The following is a 10,463-nucleotide window of genomic DNA, read 5'->3' as shown; positions in this document are numbered from 1 at the left end:
TTACCTGGGATCAGGGAAGTGAAATGGCCTGCCATAAGGCCTTTTCTGTAGCTACAAACTGTCCCGTGTTTTTCTGCGATCCTGGTTCGCCGTGGCAGCGAGGCACCAATGAAAACACCAATGGACTACTAAGACAGTACTTCCCTAAAGGGACAGACCTCAACGTCCATAGTGCAGCGGACCTAGAATTCGTCGCCATGCAACTCAACCGCCGACCCCGCAAAACCCTGGGCTTTCAAACACCAGCCGAGAAAATGGCCGCACTGATAAACTCAACCGAAACATAGGAAGTGTTTCCACGACCACTAGAATCTGCCACGACTGCAGGTACGACGAAACCCCGCAAGCATCTGCTTGCGGGGTTCATTCTGTGCCAGGTAGAAGATTCGAACTTCTGAAGGCAATGCCGGCGGATTTACAGTCCGCTCCCTTTGGCCGCTCGGGCAACCTGGCATGCACTGTGTGGTGCGAGTAAGTACTTTACTACGAACCACCCACCTACCTACAAATCGCCAGCACATAAGGGGAAAAGACGATAGAGGAGGGCGTCGCCAAGCAGCTAGCCAACGCGGCGCACCAGCTAGCCAACGCGGCGCACAGTGTAATCCGCCAATTGGCGCAGGGCCTGGCTGGCCGAATTCTCCGGCAGCACGGCGAGCTGCTCCTCTACCACGCGCAAGTAGGCAGTGATGTCCTCCAGCGCCTTCTGTCGGCCGCCAGATTGGTGCAGGAGCTCAATGGCACGCTCCACCTCGGCGTCGGAATGCAGCGGCCCAGTGAGCAGCTCACGCAGCTTATCGCCCACCTCACCCTCTTCTTCCAAGGCATAGAGAACCGGCAAGGTAAATACGCCCTCACGCAGGTCCGTGCCCGGGGTCTTGCCGGATTCCTTAGGGTCGGAGAAGATGTCGATGACATCGTCCACAATCTGGAAGATCATGCCGATGGCACCACCAATGCGGTGCAGGGCTGCGGCATGCTCGGCCGAGGCACCGGAGTGATAGGCGCCCAAGTAGCCCGCAGAGGCAATGAGCACGGCGGTCTTTTCGCGGATAACCGCCGTATAGTGCTCCACGGCATTAGCCTCGCCCGCGCCGATGGTCTCGCGCATCTGGCCGGTAACCAGCTCTTCAAAGGTATCGGCAAAGTGGCCTACGGTGTGGGTATCCAGCTCGCTCATCAGGCGGGAGGCATGCGCCAAGAGCGCATCGCCGGCGAGGATGGCCACGGAATTATTCCACCGCGAATTCGCGGATTCCACGCCCCTACGGCGGTCTGCCTCATCCATGACATCGTCATGATAAAGAGTGGCCACGTGCACCATCTCCACGACGGTGGCGGCCTTAACAACCTCTTCGCAGCCCGGACGCGAACCATACTCGGAGGCCAATAGCGCCATCATAGGGCGAAAGCGCTTGCCACCGGCCTTGGACAGGTGGCTGACCTTATCCTTTAAGAAGTCCTGGCCGCGGTCGATTTCACTGCGCAGCTTGTCTTCTACTGCTTCCATGCCCGCACCAATGCGCTCGTTGAGCTGCGGATCACCAAGATCCACGTGCGTGGCATGCGATTGACCGTGAGTCATTAAATAGTGTTCCTTGCAACTAAAAGCCAGAGATAATCGATTACCTACCGTAGTCCAATCCGCGCCCCTAAACACACTCGAGGGGGCGAACTCATGCAATGATAGTCCTCATGTCGGAGCAGATCGATTCCCAAACCTATGTCGAGGTCGCCATCATTGGCGCTGGACCTGCCGGAGCTGCCGCCGCGATTCACGCCGCACGCGCGGGCTTTGACACCCTCCTTATTGATTCCGCGACGTTTCCCCGCGATAAAACCTGCGGTGACGGTCTCACACCGCGCGCGATGCATCAGCTCGACGAGCTGGGCCTTAAGGTCAACGCCTCCTACCGCAACCGCGGCCTGAAGCTGCACGGCTACGGCGGCGATATTACCGCGCCGTGGCCGGAGACCTACCCCTCCCAGGTTGGTACGGCCCTGCCGCGCTATCGCTTTGATGCCCTGCTTGTCGACGCCGCCGTAGACGCCGGCGCCACCCTTATCACCGGGACCCCCGCTACCGATCCCATGCTCGAAGGAAACCGCGTGACGTCTTTCCGCGTGGGCGAAGCCACCGTACACGCCACGTGGGTCATTGTGGCCGATGGCGTGCGCTCTACCTTTGGCAAGAAACTTGGCCGCACCTGGCACCGCGAGGAAGTCTATGGAATCGCCGCACGCTCCTATGCTTCTTCCACCCATGCCGATGAGCCCTGGATGCACTCCCACGTGGAGCTTAAAGACGAAGACGGCGAGGTGCAGCCGGGCTACGGGTGGATCTTCCCGCTCGGCCTTGAGCTCGGCCAGGTCAACATCGGCCTTGGCGCGCTCTCGACCGCGCAGCGCCCCGCCAAGATCAACACCAAGAAGCTGCTCGAGTTCTACGCCGCCCAGCAGCGCCCCGAGTGGGGACTAGGGGGGATTGAACACGTCACCTCTGCTCTACTGCCCATGGGCGGCGCTGTTTCCAACGTGGCCGGTGCCAATTGGATGCTCATCGGCGATGCCGCCGCCTGCATCAACCCCCTCAACGGCGAAGGCATCGATTATGGCTTGGAGACTGCCGCGCTTGCCGTGGATCTACTCGGCCCAAAGGATTTCACCCTCGCCTGGCCAGCCGTCCTGCGCGAACATTACGGCGAATCCTTCCTCCTCGCCCGCACGGCCGCGCGCCTTTTGACCTACCCGCAGTTCCTCCCGATTGCCGGTCCGCTGGCCCTGCGCGGGCCCATCGGCCGCATGCTCATGCCGGCCGCCGCTCGCCTGATGGGAAACCTCATTACTGACGATGACCGCGACCTTATCGCGCGCACCTGGCGCGCTGCTGGCCGCACCGTATCGTCTCTCCGCCGCGATACTCCCCTGTGGGATTCCACCGCGGCTTGGTCCCCGTCCCCCTCATGTCTCTAGGCGTGGGCCCAGGCCCGCACCTAGGCGGGCTTGACCGCCGAGTGCAGCGCCACGATGCCAAAGGTAAGGTTCTGCCAACCAGCCTCGGCCCAGCCATTGCGATTGATAGCCGCCGCGAGCTCCTCTTGCCCCGGCCATGCACGAATGGACTCCGCGAGGTAGATATAGGCATCCGGATTAGAAGAAACCACGCGCGCCACCGGCGGCAACAGGCGCATTAAGTATTCCTTGTACACGGTGCCAAAAATCGGCACCACCGGGGTGGAAAATTCCGCCACCGCTAGACGCCCGCCTGGCTTGGTCACGCGCGCCATTTCACGCAGCCCGAGCTCAAAGTCGTGGATATTGCGCAGTCCATAAGAGATGGTCACCGCATCAAAAGTATTATCCGCAAACGGCAGCTTCATGCCATCGCCGGCCACCTTGGGTACGTCACGCTCACGGCCAGCGGCCAACATCCCGCGGGAGAAATCGCACGCCACGCACCACGCACCGGACTTGGACAATTCCACGGTGGATACGGCGGTGCCGGCCGCAAGATCGAGGACCTTCTCCCCCGGCTGTAGGTTTAGTCGCTCGCGGGTACGCTTGCGCCAGTGCGCGTCCTGCCCGAAAGACAAGACGGTATTGGTGAGGTCGTACTTCTCGCCCACGGCGTCAAACATGCGCGCCACATCGAAGGGCTTTTTATCCAGATCTGCCTTAGACACAAATGATCAGTTTAGGCCACGCGGGCGCCGAGGGCACGAGCCGCCCACCGCGGCAGCTCCGGGCGCTGCCCCAGAATGGTCAGGGGCACCCGGCGGGTATCCTCCAGCACCTCTTCGTAATAGCCCACGAGCTGCTCGCACAGCGCCTTCCACGTCTTGGAAGAAATGGACTCGCGGGCATTATCGCGCATCTCCTGATGGATCTCTGGATTGAGCAGCGCATCCACCGCATTGGGGAGGTCTTCCACAAAGGTCTTCACGTCCAACAAAAGCCCGTTATAGCCCTCCTCAATGAGGTCTACCGGACCACCGGCACGCGGCCCAATGGTCGGCACGCCGGAGGCCTGCGCCTCTTGGATGGACTGGCAGAAGGTCTCAAACTCACCGGCATGGACAAAAACGTCCAGGGAGGCATAGGCCGCTGCTAGTTCTTCGCCGGACAGAGCGCCAGTAAACACGGCCCCAGGAAGCTGGGCTTCCAATAGGGGCCGCTCCGGCCCATCGCCCACGATGACCAGCTGGATATCTTCGCGTCCATTGAGCGCCGATAACCGGTGCACACCCTTTTCCGCAGCCAAACGCCCAACGAAGCCGACGATATTCTTCGTGCCGCTCGGCTCCCAGCTGCGGCGCAGCTCAGCAGAGCGCTTGGATGGGTGGAAAAGCTCCGCATTCACGCCGCGTCCCCAATGGCGCACGTTTTTAATGTGGTGCTTTTCCAGATCCCGGATGGTCAGCGAGGACGGTGCCAGGGTCATCTGGCAGGAGTTGTGGATGGTGCGCAGCCACTCCCAGACGCCATAGGCCAGCGCGGAAGCATGGTATTTGGTGGCGAAACCGGCGACGTCAGTCTGGTACAGCGCCACGGCCGGCACGCGTTGCTGACGGGCGGAGAAGGCACCTGCCGCGCCGAGTACGAAGGGGCTGGCTAGGTGGATGATATCCGGCTTGAAATCACGCAGCGCCTCATCCACCGCCGTTGTAGGAACTCCCACCGGAAGCGAATCCACCAGCGGCACGCGCACGGTGGGCACGCGGTAGATGGGGAATCCGAGGTAGTCCGGAATTTCCTCTTGGCCTTCGCGGGCGCCCGGCGCGATAACAATGGCCTCCTGCCCCGTCTCGTGCAGATGCTCCAAAACGCGCAGCACTGAGTTGGTCACACCATTGACATTGGGAAGGAAGGATTCAGCCACGATCGCAACACGCATGCCACCATAATGACCTATTTTCTTAAGTTAATGGTGAAGCTAGTGGAAAATCTTGGTTAATTATTTCTCCGCACGGCGGGTAAAGAAGCTAATCAGCTTCCACAAAGCGGCCGCAATAAGTGTAGCCACCACCCCTACCGAAGCCGCTGGGATGATAGCCAGCGTCCACTTACGGCCTTCTACCTTGACCAGATCAGGGTCATCGAGGGCGTATTGCACCCACACCTGCTGCCCCTCACCCAGGCCGCTGGGATAAAGCAGCCCGTGCTTCGGGGTGTGGTAAATCCCCTCACTGTCTTGGAAATCCACCGTGGTGCGCAGCATTCCCACGTCTTTGACCGTGGCCAGAGCACGCGCGGGATGGGCGGCGATGGCGTGATCATTAAGCGCCGGTCCGATGACCATGCCTACCGCACCCACGAGTGCGGCCAGATACAACGCCAGCGTCAGCTGGTGCAGGCGGCGACGATAGACCGCAGCCGTATAGCGCGGCACCACGGCTGCATGCGGTTTATGCTGCGGCGAAGCCACTTACTGGCCCACCTTTGCGGTCAACTTCTCAGTGAGCGCCCGGCGCGTGGCACGGGTGGTCTTTGCTTCCACGATGGTGATACCGGTGGAGTATTCCTTAAGTTCCGCCAGCGTATCCAGCAGCTCCTGCGGGGTAGTGACCTCGCGGTAGTCTGCCTCGTAGGCTTCTGCCAGCTTGCCGACGTCCACCCCATGCGGCGTCCCAAACGCCGGCTCGAATGACGCGCGCAGCGCATCGGCCCCCTGCTCAAGGGTCTCGAAGATGCCGCCACCATTGTCATTGGCTACGACGATAGTGAGGTTTTCCGGCCGCGGTTGGTCTTCCGGAATGAGCAGGCTATTCGCATCATGCAAGAAGGTGACATCACCCATCAGCGCCATAACGCGTGGGGCACGCCAATTGGTGGGATCCAGCGATTGCGTGGCCAAGGAAATACCGATGGCCTGGGCAATGGTTCCGTCAATACCGGCCGCCCCGCGCGGCGAGTACGTATCGACACCGTCGAAGGGCAGGCCCACTAATGCAGCATCGCGCACCGGGTTCGAGGCGCCAAGGACCAGGGTGTCGTTGACGGAGAGCGTATCGCCCACCGCGGCCGCCACGTGCAGCCCGGTAAATCCCAGTTCCTCGTCCTCAAGAGTCTCGCGCACGGCTTGCCCCGCCATGTCGGTAGCACCCTCGCAGATCTTCATCCACTCGCGGCTCGGCTCGCCGGTGACCTTGACGGTGGTGCCAAGGCGGGCGTCCTCACCACGCTGGTTGGTGAAGTCCTTGGTGCGCGAGAGCACCACCAGATCAATATCCGGATCATTCATCAGCGCCAAAACGCTGCGGTGCAGCGTCGGGTGCCCGACGACGATGACCTGTTCCACCTTGGTATTGACCACATAATCATTCGCGGAGACCTGCGCCTTGCGGAAGATATGCGCCGCCGCCGGATGTACCGGATGGTACGGGCCCGGCGCGCTTGGCTCTGCGATGGTCGGCACGTCTTCTAAGCCTTCTACCTCCCAGGCTTCATCACCGGCAATGACCAGTGTGTTCTTGCTCAAGTCCACGGCTACTTCGCCGTGGTCCACAAAGGCCGGTGCTGGCTCGCGCACGCCGTCGCCGGAGGTACGGGCGGGCAAGGCGGCGTCGACAAGCGGGGCATCAAAGGCCACATTGATGTGTACTTGCAGGTCTGTGCGGAAGCGCTGGGACATCGCCTCCAGATCATCTGCGCTGGTGACCTGGGTGGTTTTCGCGTATACGCCGAAGATGCCCTGTTGTTCGATGGTTTGGGAGGCACCCGTGCCTACCAGACGCTCTGGCCGGTCGGCGCTAATGATGGCCAGCGGCGTATGGGAATAATGTGCCTCCACCACGGCCGGCAGGGTATTGGCCACGGCAGTTCCCGAGGTCATCACCACGCCCACGTGGCGGCGCTGCACCCGCGCCATGCCCAGGGCGGTAAACGCTCCCCCGCGCTCATCGAGGCGGGTGTGAACGCGGATATCATCACGTGCTAAAAGCGCCAACGACAGCGGCGCGTTGCGCGAACCAGGGCACAAGACGACATCCGTGAGGTGGCGCGCCAGTTGGGTGGCTACCTTCTCAGCCAACTGCATCGATTCATTCATGCCGCCTGATTTTACCTGCCCGCGCGCCATTTCCCTTACCGGGGCAGGTGCCTGGCGCTTAGTTCTGAGTGCCTTGCTGGTCGGCCGGCTGCCCGCCGCCGCCCAAGAGATCATTGAGGAGGCCCTCGACGTCCACGTCGCCGCCCCTATCCAACTGGTCTTGCAGATCTGATGGCAGTTCGGTCGGAATATCGGAGGGCAGCTCATTTTGGAAATCCGGCAGCTTCGGCAGCTTATTGGAATTTTCATCCTGCGTATCCGGCTCATTTGTCTGCGTCACGGTAGTGGGAACCTGCGTGGTCAGTGTCTCCGTCACCGGCTCTGGTTCCGGCTTATCTGCCTCGTCCGCGGCATTGCGCCACAGGAAAAACAGCACAGCCGCGGCAAGCACTGCCAGCACCGCAATAGCCGCAAAGACGCCGACCATAGCGCCGCCTCCGCCGCCCTTCTTCTTGCGCTTTTCCGGCTGGTCCGGATCATAGTTCGACGGCACCGGTTCGTACTCGGGCTGCTGCGCGTATTGCTGGCCATATGCCTGCCCGGCCGGCTGCTGATAGTTCTGGCCGTAGCTTTGCTGCTGACCGTAGCCCTGCTGATAGCCAGCGGCCGCATCAAATTGACGAGTCTCATTCTGCGTCTGCTGCTCGCCTGGGAAGTACTGCTTGGGGTGCTCGCGGCGCGCTTGGTCGCGGCTGGGGCCTGCGGCATTATCGGGCACGCGGCCAATCTGGCGCGTGGCATCATCCGCCGGGCTGGACCAGCTGCGGGTTTCATTATTATCGCCATGAGGGCCTTTAGTAGTCATACCCTCTACCTCTACCCCATTTTGCTGTGAGATCCCAGAGAGGTCTCCCACAGCTAACGGGTAGCTAAGGCTCGCCGCTTAATGCGCTCGGCGTGCACTCAAGGCGCGGCCCGTGGCGGTATCCTCTGCGGCAACCTGCGCCGGGGTGGCATCCGCGATGATGCGGCCGCCATCTTCGCCAGCGCCCGGGCCCATCTCAATGATGCGGTCCGCATTCGCCATGACCGAAAGATCATGCTCGACGACGATCACCGTATGTCCAGCATCCGCCAGCTTATGCAGCTCGGTATTGAGCAGGTCGATATCGGCTGGGTGCAGGCCCGTGGTGGGCTCATCGAGCAGGTAAACCGTGTGGCCGCGGCGAGAATTGCGAGAGCGCTGCAGTTCCGTGGCGAGCTTGATGCGCTGGGCCTCTCCGCCGGACAGCTCCGGTGCACCTTGACCCAAGCGGAGGTAGCCCAGGCCGACGGCCTGCAGTGTGGCGATGGCGCGGTAAACCTTTTCCTCTTCGGCGAATACCTCTGCGGCTTCGTCGACGGTGAGCTCCAATATATCCGCGATGGTGCGACCCTGCCAGGTTACTTCGAGGGTTTCCTCGTTGAAGCGGGCGCCGCCGCACTCTGGGCAGGTGGTATACGAGCCTGGCAAAAAGACCAGCTCCACTTCGATTTTGCCCGCGCCGCCACAGGTGGGGCACTGGCCTTGCTTCACGTTGTAGGAAAAGCGCGAGACCGTCCACTTGCGCTGCTTGGCCTCGTCGGTGGAGGCGAAGAGCTTGCGGACGTTATCGAAAAGACCGGTATAGGTTGCCAGCGTGGAGCGCGGGGTGCGGCCGATGGGCTTTTGGGTAATCTGCACGACGCGCTTGACTCGGTCAAAGCCTTCCGTGCTCTCTACCGACCAACCCTTCTCCTCGGTCTCTTCTTCATCGGAGACGGCCGTAGCGGATTGGCGCAGCAGGCCGGCAAGTACCGTACTGACCAGAGTGGACTTACCGGAACCGGATACTCCAGCGACCGCCGTGAATTGGCCGAGACCAAAATCTACATCGAGGTTGTCGATGCTGCGGGCTTTGATGCCGCGAAGGGTGAGGTGGGAAGAGGGGGTACGGGGGTCGTCGGCAAGCGCGAGCGTGCGATTAGCCAAGGCACGGGCGGTGGGGGTGTCCGCGTCGTAGTCCGCGACTGGACCCGAATAAACGACGTTACCGCCGCGCTCGCCGGCCAGCGGGCCGACGTCAACGAGCCAGTCCGCCTGCGCGACCAAATCCATGTCATGCTCTACCAAGAGCACAGAATTGCCGGCCGCGATGAAGCGGCGGCACATGTCCATCACGGCATCGCGCTCATCTGGGTGCAGGCCGGCCGAGGGCTCATCGAGCACATAGGCCACGCCAAAGAGACCGGAGCGCAGCTGCGCCGCCAGTCGGATACGCTGCATCTCGCCGCCAGATAGGCTCTGCGTTGGCCGATCCAGGTTTAGATGCGCCAGGCCGAGCTCGAGCGCCGAGGTCAAGGCAGGAAGAATCTGTTTGAGCAATAAGTCCTCGGCCGAATTCTCCTCCGGATTCTGCTTGCTGAGCACCGCGTGGACCCTATCGAGCGGCAGCGCGCCCAGCTCATCAATGGGCATGCCCGCATAAGTCACCTTCAGCGCGGCTGGGTTGAGACGGCGGCCTCCGCAGGTTTCGCACTCGCGCGATTCCATATAGGACAGGGTGCGCTTGCGCAGGGTATCCGATTGGGTCTCTGCCAGCGTCTTCTTCAGGTAGCTGGCCACCGAACGCCACGTGCCCTCATAATTGCGCTGAATCTGGTCCTTGCCGCGCAGGGGCTTGACCGTGACTACTGGGCGCTCCTCGGTAAAGAGAATCCAGTCGCGGTCTTTCTGTGGCAGCTCTTGCCAGGGCGAATCCAGGTCATAGCCTAGGTTCATCAGGATGTCGTGGAAATTCTTGCCGGCCCAGGCGCCCGGCCAGGCTTGGATGGCGCCTTCCTCGATGGAAAGGGTGGGATCCGGGACCATCGAGTCCTCGGTCGGCTCATGCACCACACCCGTGCCGTGGCACTGCGGACACATTCCCTCAGGCGTATTGGGCGAGAAGGAATCGGAGTATAGGCCCTCCGGGTTATCCCCAGCGCGCGAATAGAGCAGGCGCACGCTATTGGAGAGTGCGGAGACTGTGCCGACCGTGGAGCGCGCCCCGCCGCCGGAGGTCGATTGCTGCAGCGCGACCGTCGGCGGCAGGCCCTCTACCTGGCTGACCTGCGGGTCGACGGCCGAGCTAATGAGGCGGCGTGCGAAGGGGGCTACCGATTCAAGGTAGCGACGCTGGCCTTCGCCGTGAATCGTGCCGAAAGCAAGCGAAGACTTGCCAGAGCCGGACACCCCAGTGACAGCGACGAGTTTGCCACGGGGCATATCGACGTCGACGTTGCGCAGGTTGTGCAGGTGGGCATCGCGGACCTTGATAGTAGACATGTCCCCTAGCGTACGCACAGGTGGCGGGCTGGGCAGCGACCTCTATCTTGGCTTTCCGCCGCTGATCGCGCACCGATCGCGATTTTCGTCCATCTAAACCAGGGATTTCGTCGACGGTTTAAGCGGTTT

Annotated in this window: 9 protein-coding genes and 1 tRNA gene; 2 read left to right on the top strand and 8 right to left on the bottom strand. The window is 61.7% G+C overall.

Features of this window, described 5'->3' with window-relative positions; all coding sequences use genetic code 11:
- The coding region (locus MHK04_RS11190) for an IS30 family transposase (protein ID WP_239208780.1) at window positions 1-287 on the top strand (287 nt) is incomplete at its 5' end.
- Between the two features lie 84 nt (window positions 288-371).
- Here the strand turns inward: MHK04_RS11190 and MHK04_RS11185 are convergent.
- A tRNA-Tyr gene (locus tag MHK04_RS11185) sits at window positions 372-453 on the bottom strand.
- A 127-nt stretch (window positions 454-580) separates the two neighbouring features.
- On the bottom strand, window positions 581-1,585 hold the full coding sequence (locus tag MHK04_RS11180; RefSeq protein ID WP_023020514.1) for a polyprenyl synthetase family protein: 1,005 nt from the start codon (window positions 1,583-1,585) through the stop codon (window positions 581-583).
- 98 nt (window positions 1,586-1,683) lie between these two features.
- Between MHK04_RS11180 and MHK04_RS11175 the strand changes: the two genes are divergently transcribed.
- Window positions 1,684-2,973, top strand: coding sequence for a geranylgeranyl reductase family protein (locus tag MHK04_RS11175; RefSeq protein WP_239208778.1), 1,290 nt, complete (start codon window positions 1,684-1,686; stop codon window positions 2,971-2,973).
- A 20-nt stretch (window positions 2,974-2,993) separates the two neighbouring features.
- On the opposite strand, the gene MHK04_RS11170 is transcribed toward MHK04_RS11175, so the two are convergent.
- From MHK04_RS11170 to MHK04_RS11145, 6 genes are all read right to left on the bottom strand, one after another.
- Complete coding sequence (locus tag MHK04_RS11170) at window positions 2,994-3,683, bottom strand: demethylmenaquinone methyltransferase (RefSeq protein ID WP_023020512.1); 690 nt, start codon at window positions 3,681-3,683, stop codon at window positions 2,994-2,996.
- A gap of 11 nt (window positions 3,684-3,694) precedes the next feature.
- Complete coding sequence (locus MHK04_RS11165) at window positions 3,695-4,894, bottom strand: glycosyltransferase family 4 protein (protein WP_239208776.1); 1,200 nt, start codon at window positions 4,892-4,894, stop codon at window positions 3,695-3,697.
- Window positions 4,895-4,954: 60 nt separating this feature from the next.
- Window positions 4,955-5,425, bottom strand: a complete 471-nt coding sequence (locus MHK04_RS11160; protein WP_239208774.1) for a DUF3592 domain-containing protein — start codon at window positions 5,423-5,425, stop codon at window positions 4,955-4,957.
- Window positions 5,426-7,048 carry a 2-succinyl-5-enolpyruvyl-6-hydroxy-3-cyclohexene-1-carboxylic-acid synthase gene (gene menD / locus MHK04_RS11155; protein WP_239208772.1) on the bottom strand — a complete coding sequence of 541 codons (1,623 nt, stop codon included), beginning with the start codon at window positions 7,046-7,048 and terminating at the stop codon, window positions 5,426-5,428. It abuts the gene before it with no gap.
- Window positions 7,049-7,106: 58 nt separating this feature from the next.
- Entirely contained in the window at window positions 7,107-7,853 is a 747-nt protein-coding gene (locus MHK04_RS11150; RefSeq protein ID WP_239208770.1) for a hypothetical protein, read from the bottom strand.
- Between the two features lie 78 nt (window positions 7,854-7,931).
- Entirely contained in the window at window positions 7,932-10,334 is a 2,403-nt protein-coding gene (locus MHK04_RS11145; RefSeq protein ID WP_239208768.1) for an ATP-binding cassette domain-containing protein, read from the bottom strand.
- Window positions 10,335-10,463: the final 129 nt, after the last annotated feature.

Source organism: Corynebacterium nasorum (assembly GCF_022345765.1).
GTDB classification, from domain to species: Bacteria; Actinomycetota; Actinomycetes; order Mycobacteriales; family Mycobacteriaceae; genus Corynebacterium; species Corynebacterium kefirresidentii.
Note: the sequence above shows the minus strand (reverse complement) of the source record. Positions and strands in the feature narration are given on the sequence as shown.

What these genes read in the sequence shown, in the direction of transcription:
- MHK04_RS11165 (WP_239208776.1), bottom strand. Translation starts at nt 4,894, where the DNA reads ATGCGTGTTGCGATCGTGGCTGAATCCTTCCTTCCCAATGTCAATGGT.
- menD (WP_239208772.1), bottom strand. Translation starts at nt 7,048, where the DNA reads ATGAATGAATCGATGCAGTTGGCTGAGAAGGTAGCCACCCAACTGGCG.
- MHK04_RS11145 (WP_239208768.1), bottom strand. Translation starts at nt 10,334, where the DNA reads ATGTCTACTATCAAGGTCCGCGATGCCCACCTGCACAACCTGCGCAAC.
- MHK04_RS11180 (WP_023020514.1), bottom strand. Translation starts at nt 1,585, where the DNA reads ATGACTCACGGTCAATCGCATGCCACGCACGTGGATCTTGGTGATCCG.
- MHK04_RS11175 (WP_239208778.1), top strand. Translation starts at nt 1,684, where the DNA reads ATGATAGTCCTCATGTCGGAGCAGATCGATTCCCAAACCTATGTCGAG.
- MHK04_RS11150 (WP_239208770.1), bottom strand. Translation starts at nt 7,853, where the DNA reads ATGACTACTAAAGGCCCTCATGGCGATAATAATGAAACCCGCAGCTGG.